This is a genomic window from Burkholderia sp. PAMC 26561 (genome assembly GCF_001557535.2).
GTDB lineage: Bacteria > Pseudomonadota > Gammaproteobacteria > Burkholderiales > Burkholderiaceae > Caballeronia.
In genome coordinates this window covers 1,549,895-1,564,349 of sequence record NZ_CP014306.1, presented here as the reverse complement: position 1 = coordinate 1,564,349, position 14,455 = coordinate 1,549,895, and the positions used below count along the sequence as shown (strand labels likewise).

Here is a 14,455-nt window from a genome sequence, read left to right as displayed (position 1 = left end):
CCTTTTTAGAAGAAGCGTGCGATGTCCACCAATCCCCTTCTCTCCGACCTGCCGCTGTTTCCCCTGCACACCGTGCTGTTTCCCGGTGGCCATCTCCCTCTGAAGATCTTCGAAGCGCGTTATCTCGACATGGCGCGTGCGTGCCTGCGCGAGGGCACGCCGTTTGGCGTCTGTTTGCTGAAAAGCGGGAACGAGATCGCGTCGCCGGGAGATCCATCCGTGCCGGAAAGCATTGGATGCCTGGCCGAAATCACGCAATGCGACGTGGACACGTTCGGCATGCTGTTGATCCAGGCGCGCGGCACGACGCGGTTCCGGCTGCTTTCGCATCGCGTGGACCCGAGCAACCTGCTGGTCGGCGTGGCGGAGACGATTGGCGACGACGCGCCGCTGGAAAGCGCCGAAGCGCTGGTGAAGTTTGGTGCGTGCGCGGAGGTTCTGGAGCGGATCATCGAAGCAATCAAGGCGCGTGACCCGAAGGACCTGCCCTTCACCGAACCGTTCCTGCTCGATGACCCGACGTGGGTATCGAACCGTTTGTCCGAGATTCTGCCAATACCCATGCGCGCCCGGCAAAAACTGATGGAACTGGAAGATGCTGCGGCGCGTATCGACGTGGTGCATCACTACATGCAGCAGCACCAGCTTCTTTAAAGCAGCGAGCCCTGCAGTGCGTCGAGGAGTTTGCGCACCGGCGCCGGCACGCCGTAAGCATCGATATCCGATAACGACGCCCAGACCGTGTGGCTGTCGGCGAGTTCTGCTGCGGCATCCGCGCGCCCAAGACGCGGCTCAATGTCCAGCTTGAAATGTGTGAACGTATGCGTGAACGGGCTCAGGCGCTGAAGCGTGTCCGTGCCGCCAAGGCTGTGCGCGACGGCAATCAGAGCGTCTTCATCTGCGGCTTCGGGAAGGCTCCAGAGGCCGCCCCAGATGCCGCTCGGCGGCCGTTTTTCGAGCAGGACCGTGTCGCCGTCCTGCAGAACCAGCATCCATGTCTTGCGCGTCGGGACCGTCTTTTTCGGCCGCGCCGTGGGCAACTGTTTTTGCCGCCCGGTGACATTCGCCACGCAATCCGGCGCGAACGGACAGCGCGCGCAATCCGGCTTGCCGCGCACGCAAAGCGTCGCGCCCAGATCCATCAAACCCTGCGTGTAGGCCGTGACTTCGTCCTTGTGCGCAGCATCTGGCAGCAAGGATTCTGCAAGCGTCCACATCGCGTTCTCGACTTTCTTCTCGCCCGGGAATCCTTCTACGCCGAACACGCGCGCCAGGACGCGCTTCACGTTGCCATCGAGAATCGTCGCACGCGCACCATACGCGAACGATGCAATCGCCGCCGCCGTCGAGCGGCCGATTCCAGGCAATTCCGCGAGTTCATCGACGCTGCGCGGGAACGCACCACCATGTTCGGTCGCGACGACATCGGCGCACCGATGCAGGTTTCGCGCGCGTGAGTAGTAGCCGAGGCCGGCCCAAAGCGCCATGACGTCATCAACAGGCGCGGCGGCGAGCGTGTCCACGTCGGGGAAACGCTCGAGAAAACGCGCGTAATACGGAATCACCGTCGACACCTGCGTCTGCTGCAGCATGATTTCGGACAGCCAGATCCGGTACGCATCGCGCGTGTTCTGCCACGGCAGGTCATGACGGCCGTGAACGCGTTGCCACGCGATCAGGCGAGTGGAGAAATCGGTGAGCTGGAGCATGTCGGCTAGCGCTGGCAGCGCGGGCAAAAGTACGTGGATCGCTGGCCTTGCACGATATGTTTGATGGCGGTGCCGCAAACGTGGCACGGCAGGCCGGCGCGATCATAGACGAAATAATCGAGCTGGAAATAACCGGACTCACCGTTGCTGCCGACAAAATCACGCAGCGTACTGCCGCCTTTTTCGATGGCCGCCGCGAGCGTCGTGCGCACGGCGTCGGCGAGGAGATCGTAGCGCACGAGCGAGACGCGCCCGGCGGCGACCGTCGGCCGGATTCCAGCACGAAACAGGCTTTCCGATGCATAGATATTGCCGACGCCCACGACCATCGTCCCCGCGAGCAGCGCCTGTTTGACGGACACCTTGCGCCCGCGGGTCATGCGGTACAGCAGCGCGCCGGAGAACCCGGCGGTGAACGGCTCGACGCCCAGGCCGGCAAGCAGCGGATGATCGAGAACGTCGCCGTCTTCGCGCGCATGCCAGAGCACGGCGCCAAAACGCCGTGGGTCCCGAAAGCGCAAAATGAAGTCGTCGAAGATCAAATCGATATGATCATGCTTTGCAGCGTCGGGCGGGCGCGGCACGTTACGCAAGACCCGCAGCGTTCCCGTCATGCCAAGATGCACGATCAGCCAACCTTCAGAGGTTTCGAACAGCAGGTACTTGCCGCGGCGCTCGACCTTGTCGATCTTCAGCGCTTTCATCGTCTTTGAAAGATGCGCGGGAATCGGCCATCGAAGCGCGGGCGTGCGGATATCGACACGCTCGACACGGCGGCCGGCAACGAACGGTTCAATACCGCGTCGGGTTACTTCGACTTCCGGCAGCTCTGGCATGTTTTACTGGTCTGCAACTTGCTGTGGGACGTGCGCGTATTGTAGCGAGCGCGATACAATCGACTGAAACATTGATCGGATTTCCATGAACTTGTCCTTCGTTAAGTTGTTTTCGAAACAGCGTGCAGCGGCCGCTGAAACGATTGCGGCACGCGGTAAGCCGGTCCCATCGAACAAGCTTGCGGCAGCGGTTGCGCTCGCCGTAGCAGTGTTCGCGCTTGGCTCCGCCCATGCTCAAAGTCCGGCGCAACTCCCCGCTCCGGACGACGACCAGGCCGCGATCAGCGCAGCCGACCTGATTACAGCGCCGCCCACGGGCAAGGAAACACAGGACCTGCCCAATATTGCGGCGTCCAGCCAGATCGTGTTCCAGGTGCTCGCGGCCGAAGTCGCGTTGCAGCGCAGCCAGGCAGCGCCCGCTTACCAGACGTATCTCGCGCTCGCGCGTGATACGCACGACCCTCGTTTCGCCCAACGCGCAACCGAGATTGCGATTGCCGCACAAAGTCCCAACGACGCGCTGACGGCCGTTCAGCTCTGGCAGCAGTTCTCGCCGAACTCGGAACGCGCAGCGCAATTGAGCGCGTCGTTGCTGATCCTGTCGGGCAAGCCCGACGACGCCGAACCGATCCTCGCACGCGAGCTCGCGAAGATTCCGCAGGAACAGCGCGGCGACGCCATCATCTCGCTGCAGGTCCTGATCTCGCGCGGGCCCAATCGCGTAGGCGGGCTGAATGTGTTGAAGGATCTGGTCAAGAACGACATGGACCGGCCCGAAACGCAACTCGCGCTCGCCCGTCAGCAAATCGCCGCCGACGACCAGCCGGGTGCAAAGGCATCGCTTGAGAAAGCGCTGCAGCTCAAGCCCGATTACTTGCCCGCCGCGTTGACGCTCGCACGCATGGGTCCGGCTGAGCGCAACGAAGGTATCGCTTCGTTCGAAAAGTACGTCGACAAGAATCCGAAATCGCACGACGCGCGGCTTGCGCTCGCGCAACTGTATTTATCGGCGGATCGGCTCGATGACGCGCAAAAGCAGTTCGAAGCCATGCGCAAGAACGACGCGAAGGACCTGACGCCGCTGATGGCGCTCGCGTTGATCAACATCCAGAAGAAGCAGCCGGACAAGGCGAAGGATTACCTGAATCAGTATGCCAAGGCGGCTGAAGCCACGCCGGGTGCCGATCCGGGTCAGGCGTACATCTACCTCGCGCAGATTTCGCTTGATCAGAAAGACGACGTCGCGGCGAACCAGTATCTCGACAAGATCACGCGTTCGAGCCAGCAGTACTTGCCGGCGCAGGTCACGCGCGCACAGATTCTTGCGAACCACGGCAAGGTCGACGAAGCCCGTCAGTTGCTCGGCAGCCTGCAGACCTCTGACCCGCGCGACCTCGCTTTGCTCGCCCGAACCGACGCATCGCTGCTGTTCCAGGCGCAGCGATATCCGGAGGCGGAGGCGGCTTTGTCGAAGGCATCGGCGGCTTTCCCCGAAGACCCCGATCTCACGTACGACTACGCAATGGCCGCCGAGAAAAACGGCCACTACGACGTAATGGAAACGCAGCTTCGCAAGCTGATGAAGACCCAGCCGGATAACCCGCAAGCGTATAACGCGCTCGGTTATTCGCTCGTCGATCGCAACGAGCGTCTGGACGAAGCGGTGAAGCTGATTGAAAAGGCGGTATCGCTGGCGCCGAACGATGCGTTCATCATGGACAGCCTGGGCTGGGCGAAGTATCGGCAGGGCAATGACGCCGAAGCGGCCAACATCCTGAAGAAAGCCTACGATTTGCAGCCGAACGCGGAAATCGGCGCGCATCTCGGCGAAGTGCAATGGAAGTCCGGGCAGCAGGACCAGGCTCGCAGCACGTGGCGTCAGGCGCAAAAGCTCGAACCCGGCAACGACACGCTCGTCAAAACGCTCAAACGATTCCAGGTGAACGACCTTTGAACTTGAATGCAATGAATGTTCTGAACGGCCAGCGCGCTCGACGCAGCGCACTGGCGTTGATGGCGGCAAGCGCCGTGGTCCTCTCCGGCTGCGCGGTCAAGCCGCGGGTGCCGACAACATCGAATGCGGCAACCGCCGTCACGGCGCAAACGACCCGCGCGTATCACGGCCGGTTTGCAGTGCAGTACGACGACCAGAACGGTCAGCAACGCAACGCGTACGGCAACTTCGACTGGCAGGAAACGGGCGATACCGTCACGTTGCAACTGCGCAATCCGCTGGGGCAAACCATGGCTATCGTGACGTCGTCGCCGTCATCGGCCACGCTGGAATTGCCCAACCGTGACCCACAAACCGCTGACAATGTCTCGGAACTGATGCGCAACACAATGGGCTTCGCGTTGCCAGTGGAAGGTCTGCGCTACTGGCTGCAGCCATCGCCGGCGCCGACTTCCCGGGCACGCACGACCATGGACTCGTCGTCGCAAAATGACCACCTGAAGCAGATCAAGCAGGACGGCTGGACCATCGACTATCTGGCCTATGCCGATGCACCCGCCACTGGCGTCAAACGCCTGAACCTGTCGCGCGAAGAACCGCCGCTCGATATCAAGCTCGTCCTCGACCAGTAACGTTTTTCGCACATTTTCGCACCTATCGGCATGTCTTCAACTGAACTGGGCTTATCGCAGGTCAAGGCGCGTCCGCTGGTCGACGCGTCCCTGCGCAACTGTCTTGCGCCTGCCAAGCTCAATCTTTTCCTGCATATCACGGGGCGTCGTCCGGACGGATATCACGCGCTACAGACGGTGTTCCAGTTGCTCGACTGGGGCGACGTGCTTCACTTTGCCCGCCGCGATGATGGCGTGATCGCACGAATTACCGAAGTCCCGGGCGTTCCCGAAGCGGATGACCTTGTTGTACGCGCGGCACGTCTGCTGCAATCGACCACCGGCACCCCCCTTGGCGTAAACATAGAAATTGATAAAATACTGCCTATGGGCGCCGGTCTCGGCGGTGGCAGTTCTGATGCCGCTACCGTACTGCTTGCACTGAATCGCTTGTGGGGCTTGGGTTTGTCGAGGCAGGCGCTGCAGGATCTGGCGTTGAAACTGGGCGCCGATGTACCGTTTTTCGTCTTCGGTCAAAATGCTTTTGCTGAAGGTGTGGGCGAAGCGCTGCAAGCGGTCGATTTACCGAAACGTTTCTTCCTGGTGGTGAGTCCTGCGGTACATGTTCCAACTGCCGCGATTTTTTCAGAGAAAGCGTTGACAAGGGACTCAAAAGTCCTCACAATAACGGACTTCCTTGCACAACATAGTTCTGAAGCAGATTGGCCAGACAGTTTCGGTCGAAATGACATGCAGTCAGTTGTGACAGAGAAGTACGCGGAAGTAGCTCAGGTGCTGGAGTGGTTTTCGAATCTTTCACCTGCGCGAATGACCGGATCTGGAGCGAGCGTGTTTGCCGCTTTTCGTAGTAAAGCCGAAGCTGAGATGGCGCAAGCCAAACTCCCGGCAAGCTGGAAAAGCAGAGTGACCGAAAGCCTGGATTCGCATCCTCTCTTCGCTTTCGCGTCGTAAAGTTTCGTTTTGCCGGGTTTGGCCTACACTGCCCGGTGAGACTCAAAGTTAGTGTAGGGGAGTCGCCAAGTTGGTTAAGGCACTGGATTTTGATTCCAGCATGCGAAGGTTCGAATCCTTCTTCCCCTGCCATTAATTTCCCGCGTTTTTCCTCTCGCCCCAGCCAAGAACAGGTGCACGATGAGCAGTGACGGCCTGATGGTATTCACTGGCAACGCGAATCCCGCGCTTGCACAGGAAGTCGTCAAGATCCTTGGTATCCCTCTCGGCAAGGCAATGGTCAGCCGTTTTTCTGACGGCGAAATCATGGTCGAGATCCAGGAAAACGTGCGCGGCAAAGACGTGTTCGTGCTGCAGTCCACCTGCGCACCGACCAATGACACGCTGATGGAACTCATGATCATGGTCGATGCGCTCAAGCGCGCATCCGCTGGCCGGATCACTGCAGCCATCCCGTACTTTGGTTATGCCCGCCAAGACCGCCGTCCCCGTTCGGCTCGCGTCGCCATTTCAGCGAAAGTCGTGGCGAACATGCTGGAAATCGCCGGTGTGGATCGTGTCATCACCATGGACCTCCACGCCGACCAGATTCAAGGTTTCTTCGACATCCCGGTCGACAACATCTACGCAACGCCCGTACTGCTCGGCGATCTGCGCAAGCAAAATCACGAAAACCTGCTGGTCGTCTCCCCTGACGTAGGCGGTGTGATTCGCGCCCGGGCACTGGCCAAGCAGCTCAACACCGATCTCGCGATCATCGACAAGCGTCGCCCGAAGGCGAACGTCGCTGAAGTGATGAACATCATTGGTGAAGTGGAAGGCCGCACGTGCGTGATCATGGACGACATGGTCGACACCGCCGGCACGCTTTGCAAGGCAGCACAGGTTTTGAAGGAACGCGGCGCCGTAAAAGTGTTCGCTTATGCCACGCACCCGGTTTTGTCGGGCGGCGCGGGTGAACGGATCGCGGCATCGGAACTGGACGAACTGGTTGTCACGGACACCATTCCCCTCTCCGACGAAGCGCGCGCATGCACCAAGGTGCGTGTATTGTCGAGCGCGGGTCTGCTGGCCGAGACATTCTCGCGGATCCGGCGCGGCGACTCGGTCATGTCGCTGTTCGCCGAGGGTTGAACGAGGTTGAAAGTATTTGCGGTGAAGCGGAGATCGAACTTCTCAATACCGCGTAATCGGTTCAGGCGAACGAAGGCCTGAATCGCTGCTCTGGGGCTGAACGCTTTTGCGGACAGCCCCGTTTTCACTGCCTGGTCGCGGGCAGATTATGGAGTTGAATCATGAAAGTAGTCGCTTTTGAGCGCAATCTGCACGGTACGGGTGCGAGCCGCCGCCTGCGTAACTCGGGCAAGACGCCGGGTATCGTATATGGCGCAAATGCTGAAGCTCTGGCTGTTGAGCTCGATCACAACGCCCTTTGGCACGCGCTGAAGAAAGAAGTTTTCCATTCGTCGATTCTCGAACTGGAAGTTGCCGGCAAGACGCAACAAGTCCTGCTGCGCGACGTGCAATACCATCCGTTCAAGCAAATGGTTCTGCACGTTGACTTCCAACGTGTCGATGCATCGAAGAAGCTGCACACCAAGGTTCCGGTTCACTTCCTTAACCAGGAAACCAACCCGGCTGTGAAGACCGGTGGCGCCGTGATCTCGCACGTGATCAACGAAATCGAAATCGAATGTCTGCCGGCTGACCTGCCGGAATTCGTCGAACTCGACTTGGCCAAGATCGAAGCGGGTCAGGCGTTGCACGTGAAGGACATCGCTTTGCCGAAGGGCGTGGCGCTGATCGCTCACCTCGAAGCAGAAAACCCGGTTATCGCTTCGGCGACCATTCCGGCTGCCGTTGTATCCGAGGAAGCCGCGTCTGGCGATGCCGCTGCCGAAGGCGACAAGCCGGCTGCATAAGTCTGCTGAAGCCTGTACGCTTGAGTCCACTCTCACGAGTGGACAAAGTGACCCGCCGTTGCTCTGCGCCGGCGGGTTTTTTTTAGCCTTTTTCTGGTGCGGTCGAGGTTTGAAGCGCTGATTCGCGCGCAGCCACGCCGCCACGATTGAACATGATCAAACTGATCGTCGGGCTCGGCAATCCGGGCGCCGAATATACAGCGACGCGCCATAACGCAGGCTTCTGGTTCGTCGATCAACTGGCGCGCGACTCGGGGGCATCCCTGCGCGATGAACGCCGGTTCCACGGCCATTACGGGCGGGGCCGGCTCAATGGCCACGAGATCCATCTGCTTGAGCCGCAGACGTTCATGAATCGATCGGGGCAATCGGTCGTAGCCGTCGCCCAGTTCTTCAAGATCCTGCCGGACGAGATACTCGTCGCGCACGATGAACTCGATTTGCCGCCCGGCACAGTCAAGCTGAAGCTCGGTGGCGGCAGCGGCGGCCATAACGGCCTGAAGGACATCTCCGCGCATTTGTCGTCGCAGCAGTACTGGCGCTTGAGGATTGGCATCGGGCATCCACGGAATCTGATTCCCGAAGCATCACGCGCCGGGGCCAAGCCCGATGTCGCCAACTTCGTGCTGAAACCGCCGCGCCGCGAAGAGCAGGACGTGATCGATGCATCGATCGAACGCGCGCTTGCCGTCATGCCTGTCGCGATCAACGACGAAATGGAACGCGCGGTGATGAACCTGCATCGCGCCGGTTGAACTGAATGCCTTGATAAGGAGCGAAACGTGAGCCGTTTCTGGAGCGACATTGTCAATACGCTGACGCCGTATGTGCCGGGAGAACAACCCGCGCTCGCGCGTCCCGTGAAGCTCAACACGAACGAAAATCCGTATCCGCCGTCGCCGCGGGTTATCGATGCCATCACTCGCGAGCTTGGGAACAACGGCGATTCGCTGCGCAAGTACCCCGATCCGACGGCACGCGCGCTGCGCGAAACCATTGCGCAGCATCACGGATTGCGCGCGGAGCAAGTGTTCGTCGGCAATGGCTCCGACGAAGTCCTCGCGCACACCTTCCAGGCGCTGCTCAAGCACGACACGCCAATCCGTTTCCCGGATATCACGTACAGCTTTTATCCGGTGTACGCGCAGTTGTACGGCGTCGCGTTCGACGCGGTGCCGCTGAACGCGGATTTTGGTATTGATGTCGATGATTATCGTGCGCCCAATGGCGGCGTCCTGCTGCCGAATCCGAATGCGCCCACGGGCCGCGCGTTGCCGCTCGACGAGATCAGTATCCTGCTCGCGGCGAACCCGGATTCTGTTGTCGTGATCGACGAAGCGTATGTGGACTTCGGCGCGCAATCGGCGGCCATTCTGGTCGATGAATATCCGAATCTGCTGGTGATCCAGACGTTGTCGAAGGCGCGTTCGCTGGCCGGAATGCGCGTCGGATATGCGCTTGGACACGAGGCGTTGATCGAGGCGCTCACGCGCGTGAAGGACAGCTTCAACTCGTATCCGCTCGACCGGTTGGCGCAGGTTGCGGCAATCGCAGCGTTCGAGGACGACGATTATTTCCGCGCTACCTGCGCGAAGGTGATCGCGAGCCGCGAGCGGTTATCGGCTGAATTGAAAGCGCTGGGATTCGACGTGGTGCCGTCGGCGGCGAACTTCGTATTCGCGCGCCATCCGGCACACGACGCCGCAGCGCTCGCCGCGAGCCTGAAGGAAAAGGAGATCTTCGTGCGGCATTTCAGGCTGCCACGGATCGATCAACACTTGCGGATTACCGTCGGGACGGACGCCGAATGTGATGCGCTCGTGGCCGCGTTGCGCGCGGTGCTTTAACTGCGTTGGGCGTTGGGCGTTACTCCAACTTCAAACGCCCTTCGCCTTCATCAACGCGTGATATTTCGCCATCAACTGGATGGGGTTTTCGTCATGCGCCGGGTCTCGCGGAATGCATTCCACGGGGCACACTTGCACGCACTGCGGTTCGTCGTAGTGTCCGACGCATTCCGTGCATTTTTTCGGGTCGATCACGTAGATGTCGACACCCATCGATATGGCGTCGTTCGGGCACTCGGGCTCGCACACGTCGCAGTTGATGCACTCGTCGGTAATGAACAGGGCCATGCTTTACTCTCTTCGTCCGGCGTTTCAGCCGGCATTTCGATGCCCTCAGGGCGTCGATGAATCAGGCGCGATCGGACCCACTTTGTCCTGCAGGCGCTTTTCCACCGATGGAAACACGAACTTGCTGACATCGCCGCCCAGTTGCGCGATCTCGCGCACGATCGTGCCCGAGATGAATTGGTACTGGTCCGAGGGCGTCATGAACATGGTTTCGACGTCGGGCAACAGGTAACGGTTCATGCCGGCCATCTGGAATTCATATTCGAAGTCGGAGACGGCACGCAACCCTCGCACGATCACGCGCGCATTGTTCTTGCGCACGAAATCCTTCAAAAGTCCCTTGAAGCTCATCACCTTGACATTTGGATAGTGCCCCAATACTTCGTGGGCAATGTCCAGCCGTTCCTGCAGGCTGAAAAACGGCTTCTTATTGCGGCTGTCGGCGACGCCAACCACCAGCGTATCGAAAATACTCGAAGCGCGTCGCACAAGGTCTTCGTGACCGCGCGTGAGCGGATCGAACGTTCCCGGATAAACGGCAGTAACCATGGGGCATCTCCTCTTCTGATACTTTTTCTGGCGCTTTTTTGCAGAATTCCTGACGATACTTCGCCAGATGAAAATTGGGACGATGCCGGTATCTACAAGAAGCCGTCTCTAATCATGCCCCGATGCAAGCCCTTCGCATGTTCCTTCCGCCGAAACCGGCGAATCGCCGGCCAGCGTTTCGGAACGCGCATTATTCCTCATTTTCGCGCTGCAGCAAATGATAGCGGACCGCGCCGGCCTTGCCTTCGCGGGTAATTGCCCATCCGGCTAAGGCCGGGACTTCCGCGGGGTCGAGCGGTTCGCCCGATTCCACGTACAACAATCCATTCGCCGATACCAGCGGCGCCGCGAGTTCAAGCGCCCGCTGGAGCATGGCGGTATCGCCGAAAGGGGGATCGAGGAACACGACATCGAAGGAGTTCGACGGCAGGTTTGCGGCGAGCCGCAGCGCATCGGCTTCGACGATTTCGATGTTTTTCGCGGCGAGACGCGCCTGGTTCGCCTTCAATTGCGCAACCGCGCGGCCGCTGCGCTCCACCATCAGGACGCGTGCGGCGCCGCGCGACGCAGCTTCGAAACCGAGCGCGCCGCTGCCGGCGAAGAGATCGAGGCAACGGCGGCCATCGAGTGACTGGCCAAGCCAGTTGAAAAGCGTCTCGCGCACGCGGTCGGGCGTCGGTCGCAAACCATCCAGGCTCAGCACCGGCAGCGGCGTGCGCTTCCAGTCACCGCCGATGATACGAATGGAATGCGGCTTGCCGCCCCGTGACGGCAGCGCTTCACGCACTTTCGGCCCCCGCTGACTCGGCGCGGTGTCGCGGTTTTTATCGCGGGTGCGTTCGGGATTTCGTGTGAGCGTTCGGGTGATGTCAGAGCGGGACATGGACGTGCGTGAGTTGGCAGGTGGTTTAGCCGGGCGTGGGACAGAGAAAAAGTGACTGCAAGCATTGCCGGCGTGCGATTGATCGCGTCACCGATGCGGGCACGTTACCACAGCCCTGACATCCTCGATGTCGGGGGAACCCGCCATGCAGCCACTACAATCGGTGCCGGCTGATAAAATACGTTTCTTTCGCGTTTTTACGCCTTTCGCCCGGCTCTTCCCGCTGTTTTTGGCGGTTTTTCGCGGCACGGCGGCCCATGTCATCCTGGCTTTTTTGCGGGCGTTCGACTCCTGAACACGCTTGCGACAATACAGATGAAACGCCTCCTTCACCACTGCAGACCATGTTCAGCTTTTTCAAACGATTAGTAGGCAAAACGAGCGACACGCCTGAGGAAGATCAGGCCGAGGACGCGGCTGGTCTGGATTCCGAAGCCGAAGCCGAAATCCCAGCCGAAGAAGGGCTCCGGCATGCGACCACGCCCGTTACGCCGGCACAGCCGGTGCAGACCCCTGACGCTTCGCTGCAGCACGCCACCACGCCGGTAACTCCGGCGCAACCGGTTGACAGCTCACCTGCAGTACAAGCGAAGCCCTACTGGCAAGGACGCACAGCATCTCAATGGACCACGGCGCAGGAAACGGCTGTTATCGTGCCGCCGCCTGAGCCGGAAGAGGTCGCGAAACGCTCCTGGATCACACGGCTGAAAACGGGATTGTCGAAAACGAGTTCGGGGCTGACGGGGATTTTCGTCGGCGCGAAGATTGATGACGATCTTTACGAAGAGCTGGAAACCGCGTTGCTGATGTCGGATGCGGGTATGGACGCCACTGAATATCTGCTCGAAGAACTGCGCGAAAAAGTGCGCAGCGAGCGCCTCACCGACGCAATGCAAGTGAAGGCCGCGCTGCGTTCACTCCTCGCAGATCTGCTGCGACCGCTAGAAAAATCGCTGATGCTCGGCCGCGCGCAACCGCTCGTGATGATGATCGCCGGTGTGAACGGCGCGGGAAAAACGACGAGCATCGGCAAGCTGGCCAAGCATTTGCAAAGCTTCGACCAGTCGGTGTTGCTGGCCGCCGGCGACACGTTCCGCGCCGCGGCGCGCGAGCAATTGCGCGTGTGGGGTGAGCGGAACAACGTGACGGTTTTATCGCAGGAAAGCGGCGACGCAGCCGCCGTGATCTTCGACGCGGTTGGCGCCGCAAAGGCGCGGAAGATCGACGTGATGATGGCTGACACCGCCGGCCGTCTGCCGACCCAGCTTCACCTGATGGAAGAACTGCGCAAGGTGAAGCGCGTGATCGCAAAGGCGCAGCCGGATGCGCCGCACGAAGTCTTGCTGGTAATCGATGCAAACACGGGCCAGAACGCGCTCGCCCAAGTAAAAGCCTTTGACGATGCCCTCGGCCTGACCGGGTTGATCGTGACGAAACTAGATGGCACCGCCAAGGGCGGCATTCTCGCCGCGATCGCACGCCAGCGTCCGATTCCGGTTTATTTCATCGGCGTGGGCGAGAAGGTGGAAGACCTGCAGCCGTTCAGCGCCGACGAATTCGCGGACGCGTTGCTGGGCAGTTGAACCGATGCTGCGGGCGTTTTCTCGACGCCCGCAGCGCGAAAGCTCTAATGCGAAAAGATCAGCATCCCGGCAATCCACCACATCACCACACCCACGATCACATCGAGCACGCGCCACGAGACATCTTTCTCGAACAGCGGCCGCAGCAATCGCGCACCGAACCCGAGCGTGGTGAACCAGATAACCGACGAACACATCGCCCCGGCTGCGAACCACGCGTTCCCCGGCCAGCCGTATCGCGCGCCAATCCCACCCAGCAACACAACGGTGTCCAGATAAACGTGCGGATTGAGCAGCGACAAGGCGAGCACAGTCGATGCCGCTTTCAACGCCGTCTGCGTCTCGCCGTTTTCGGCCTGCAAATGCCCCGGCCCTTTCAATGCCGCATGAAACGCCCGAACGCCGTAGAGGAACAGGAACACTGCACCGGCCCATCGAATCACGTCGAGCAGCACCGGCGCACGGGCAATCAACGCGCCCATTCCGCCGATACCCAACCCAATCAGCAATACATCGATCAGCGCGCAGATCGAGACGACCAGGCCTACGTGTCTGCGCTTCAAACCTTGCCGTAATACAAACGCGTTCTGAGCGCCAATCGCGATGATCAAACTTGCGCCAAGCCCGGCGCCGGATAAAAAAACTGCTGTCGTCATTCTGCGTCCGGTTGCTGCCCTGGCGCAGCGCGCGCGAACGCATCGATTTGCCCGGCGTGTTCGACAATACGTTCGATCGTCGGATACCGGCTCGTATCGATATTGAAACGCCGCGCATTGAACACTTGCGGCACGAGACACAGATCCGCGAGCGTGGAGGTATCGCCGAAGCACAGCGCGCCCACGCGCGGATCGTTCGCAAGACGCTTTTCCAGCGAGCTGAATCCCGCTTCCAGCCAATACCTGTACCACGCGTCTTTCGCTTCTTCGCCAACCTTCAGCGTGTGCTTCAGGTACTTCAGCACCCGCAAGTTGTCGATGGGATGAATTTCGCACGCTACCTGCAGCGCGACCGAACGAATGAACGCACGATCGAGAGCGGTGCCCGGCAGCAATGCCGGCTCGGGATGCGTCTCTTCCAGATATTCGATGATCGCAATCGACTGCGTCAGCACGTCGTCGCCGTCCACGAGCGTTGGCACGATGCCATCCGGATTCAGCTCTCGATACTCGGGCTTAAGTTGCTCCCCACCATCGCGCAGCAGATGAATCGGTGCGTAGTCGTAATCGAGCCCTTTGAGGTTCAGCGCAATCCGCACGCGATACGCGGCCGAACTCCGAAAATAGCTATAGAGCTTCATCGTC

General features: G+C 60.2%; 17 protein-coding genes and 1 tRNA gene. 11 read left to right on the top strand and 7 right to left on the bottom strand.

The window, feature by feature from the left end; translation table 11 throughout:
* The first annotated feature begins 21 nt into the window (after positions 1-21).
* Positions 22-654: an LON peptidase substrate-binding domain-containing protein gene (locus AXG89_RS07410; protein WP_062168899.1), complete on the top strand. Its 633-nt coding sequence runs from the start codon at positions 22-24 to the stop codon at positions 652-654.
* Here the strand turns inward: AXG89_RS07410 and mutY are convergent.
* On the bottom strand, positions 651-1,709 hold the full coding sequence (gene mutY, locus AXG89_RS07405; protein ID WP_062168897.1) for an A/G-specific adenine glycosylase: 1,059 nt from the start codon (positions 1,707-1,709) through the stop codon (positions 651-653). The genes AXG89_RS07410 and mutY overlap by 4 nt on opposite strands.
* A 5-nt stretch (positions 1,710-1,714) precedes the next feature.
* Positions 1,715-2,545 carry a bifunctional DNA-formamidopyrimidine glycosylase/DNA-(apurinic or apyrimidinic site) lyase gene (gene mutM / locus AXG89_RS07400; protein WP_062168896.1) on the bottom strand — a complete coding sequence of 277 codons (831 nt, stop codon included), beginning with the start codon at positions 2,543-2,545 and terminating at the stop codon, positions 1,715-1,717.
* An 85-nt stretch (positions 2,546-2,630) separates the two neighbouring features.
* Between mutM and AXG89_RS07395 the strand changes: the two genes are divergently transcribed.
* From AXG89_RS07395 to hisC, 8 genes are all read left to right on the top strand, one after another.
* A complete protein-coding gene (locus AXG89_RS07395; RefSeq protein WP_062168893.1) occupies positions 2,631-4,499 on the top strand; it encodes a tetratricopeptide repeat protein in 1,869 nt (622 codons plus the stop codon).
* A gap of 11 nt (positions 4,500-4,510) precedes the next feature.
* Entirely contained in the window at positions 4,511-5,131 is a 621-nt protein-coding gene (gene lolB / locus AXG89_RS07390; RefSeq protein WP_061998362.1) for a lipoprotein insertase outer membrane protein LolB, read from the top strand.
* Positions 5,132-5,161: 30 nt separating this feature from the next.
* Positions 5,162-6,082 (top strand): 4-(cytidine 5'-diphospho)-2-C-methyl-D-erythritol kinase, encoded by a 921-nt coding sequence (gene ispE / locus AXG89_RS07385; protein ID WP_082771360.1) that lies wholly within the window; start codon positions 5,162-5,164, stop codon positions 6,080-6,082.
* A gap of 55 nt (positions 6,083-6,137) precedes the next feature.
* A tRNA-Gln gene (locus AXG89_RS07380) sits at positions 6,138-6,214 on the top strand.
* Between the two features lie 48 nt (positions 6,215-6,262).
* Positions 6,263-7,216: a ribose-phosphate pyrophosphokinase gene (locus AXG89_RS07375; RefSeq protein ID WP_061998361.1), complete on the top strand. Its 954-nt coding sequence runs from the start codon at positions 6,263-6,265 to the stop codon at positions 7,214-7,216.
* A gap of 161 nt (positions 7,217-7,377) precedes the next feature.
* A complete protein-coding gene (locus AXG89_RS07370) occupies positions 7,378-8,004 on the top strand; it encodes a 50S ribosomal protein L25/general stress protein Ctc (RefSeq protein ID WP_061998360.1) in 627 nt (208 codons plus the stop codon).
* A 152-nt stretch (positions 8,005-8,156) separates the two neighbouring features.
* The gene (gene pth, locus AXG89_RS07365) at positions 8,157-8,759 is read left to right on the top strand and encodes an aminoacyl-tRNA hydrolase (protein ID WP_062168891.1); all 603 of its coding nucleotides are present in this window, start codon (positions 8,157-8,159) and stop codon (positions 8,757-8,759) included.
* 27 nt (positions 8,760-8,786) lie between these two features.
* Positions 8,787-9,851 (top strand): histidinol-phosphate transaminase, encoded by a 1,065-nt coding sequence (gene hisC, locus AXG89_RS07360; RefSeq protein WP_062168889.1) that lies wholly within the window; start codon positions 8,787-8,789, stop codon positions 9,849-9,851.
* A 30-nt stretch (positions 9,852-9,881) separates the two neighbouring features.
* On the opposite strand, the gene AXG89_RS07355 is transcribed toward hisC, so the two are convergent.
* The 3 genes from AXG89_RS07355 to rsmD form a co-directional block, all read right to left on the bottom strand.
* Positions 9,882-10,139 (bottom strand): YfhL family 4Fe-4S dicluster ferredoxin, encoded by a 258-nt coding sequence (locus tag AXG89_RS07355; protein ID WP_061998357.1) that lies wholly within the window; start codon positions 10,137-10,139, stop codon positions 9,882-9,884.
* A 45-nt stretch (positions 10,140-10,184) separates the two neighbouring features.
* A complete protein-coding gene (gene coaD, locus AXG89_RS07350) occupies positions 10,185-10,688 on the bottom strand; it encodes a pantetheine-phosphate adenylyltransferase (RefSeq protein WP_061998356.1) in 504 nt (167 codons plus the stop codon).
* Positions 10,689-10,878: 190 nt separating this feature from the next.
* Positions 10,879-11,571 (bottom strand): 16S rRNA (guanine(966)-N(2))-methyltransferase RsmD, encoded by a 693-nt coding sequence (gene rsmD / locus AXG89_RS07345; RefSeq protein WP_082771359.1) that lies wholly within the window; start codon positions 11,569-11,571, stop codon positions 10,879-10,881.
* Between the two features lie 145 nt (positions 11,572-11,716).
* Here rsmD and AXG89_RS42025 point away from each other — a divergent pair, with 145 nt between their 5' ends.
* The gene (locus AXG89_RS42025; protein WP_162916013.1) at positions 11,717-11,866 is read left to right on the top strand and encodes a hypothetical protein; all 150 of its coding nucleotides are present in this window, start codon (positions 11,717-11,719) and stop codon (positions 11,864-11,866) included.
* Between the two features lie 49 nt (positions 11,867-11,915).
* Entirely contained in the window at positions 11,916-13,154 is a 1,239-nt protein-coding gene (ftsY, locus tag AXG89_RS07340; protein ID WP_062168887.1) for a signal recognition particle-docking protein FtsY, read from the top strand.
* Positions 13,155-13,198: 44 nt separating this feature from the next.
* Here the strand turns inward: ftsY and AXG89_RS07335 are convergent, their stop codons facing one another.
* Both AXG89_RS07335 and maiA read right to left on the bottom strand, forming a co-directional pair.
* The gene (locus tag AXG89_RS07335) at positions 13,199-13,810 is read right to left on the bottom strand and encodes a LysE/ArgO family amino acid transporter (RefSeq protein ID WP_062168885.1); all 612 of its coding nucleotides are present in this window, start codon (positions 13,808-13,810) and stop codon (positions 13,199-13,201) included.
* Positions 13,807-14,451 carry a maleylacetoacetate isomerase gene (gene maiA / locus AXG89_RS07330; protein WP_062168883.1) on the bottom strand — a complete coding sequence of 215 codons (645 nt, stop codon included), beginning with the start codon at positions 14,449-14,451 and terminating at the stop codon, positions 13,807-13,809. Before maiA ends, AXG89_RS07335 begins: the two co-directional genes overlap by 4 nt.
* Positions 14,452-14,455: the final 4 nt, after the last annotated feature.

Excerpts from the sequence above, each read along its gene's own strand:
- lolB (WP_061998362.1), top strand. The coding sequence starts at position 4,511 with ATGAATGTTCTGAACGGCCAGCGCGCTCGACGCAGCGCACTGGCGTTG.
- pth (WP_062168891.1), top strand. The coding sequence starts at position 8,157 with ATGATCAAACTGATCGTCGGGCTCGGCAATCCGGGCGCCGAATATACA.
- rsmD (WP_082771359.1), bottom strand. The coding sequence starts at position 11,571 with ATGTCCCGCTCTGACATCACCCGAACGCTCACACGAAATCCCGAACGC.
- mutY (WP_062168897.1), bottom strand. The coding sequence starts at position 1,709 with ATGCTCCAGCTCACCGATTTCTCCACTCGCCTGATCGCGTGGCAACGC.
- AXG89_RS07395 (WP_062168893.1), top strand. The coding sequence starts at position 2,631 with ATGAACTTGTCCTTCGTTAAGTTGTTTTCGAAACAGCGTGCAGCGGCC.
- AXG89_RS07410 (WP_062168899.1), top strand. The coding sequence starts at position 22 with ATGTCCACCAATCCCCTTCTCTCCGACCTGCCGCTGTTTCCCCTGCAC.
- maiA (WP_062168883.1), bottom strand. The coding sequence starts at position 14,451 with ATGAAGCTCTATAGCTATTTTCGGAGTTCGGCCGCGTATCGCGTGCGG.
- AXG89_RS42025 (WP_162916013.1), top strand. The coding sequence starts at position 11,717 with ATGCAGCCACTACAATCGGTGCCGGCTGATAAAATACGTTTCTTTCGC.
- ftsY (WP_062168887.1), top strand. The coding sequence starts at position 11,916 with ATGTTCAGCTTTTTCAAACGATTAGTAGGCAAAACGAGCGACACGCCT.
- AXG89_RS07375 (WP_061998361.1), top strand. The coding sequence starts at position 6,263 with ATGAGCAGTGACGGCCTGATGGTATTCACTGGCAACGCGAATCCCGCG.
- ispE (WP_082771360.1), top strand. The coding sequence starts at position 5,162 with ATGTCTTCAACTGAACTGGGCTTATCGCAGGTCAAGGCGCGTCCGCTG.
- AXG89_RS07355 (WP_061998357.1), bottom strand. The coding sequence starts at position 10,139 with ATGGCCCTGTTCATTACCGACGAGTGCATCAACTGCGACGTGTGCGAG.
- AXG89_RS07335 (WP_062168885.1), bottom strand. The coding sequence starts at position 13,810 with ATGACGACAGCAGTTTTTTTATCCGGCGCCGGGCTTGGCGCAAGTTTG.
- mutM (WP_062168896.1), bottom strand. The coding sequence starts at position 2,545 with ATGCCAGAGCTGCCGGAAGTCGAAGTAACCCGACGCGGTATTGAACCG.
- AXG89_RS07370 (WP_061998360.1), top strand. The coding sequence starts at position 7,378 with ATGAAAGTAGTCGCTTTTGAGCGCAATCTGCACGGTACGGGTGCGAGC.
- coaD (WP_061998356.1), bottom strand. The coding sequence starts at position 10,688 with ATGGTTACTGCCGTTTATCCGGGAACGTTCGATCCGCTCACGCGCGGT.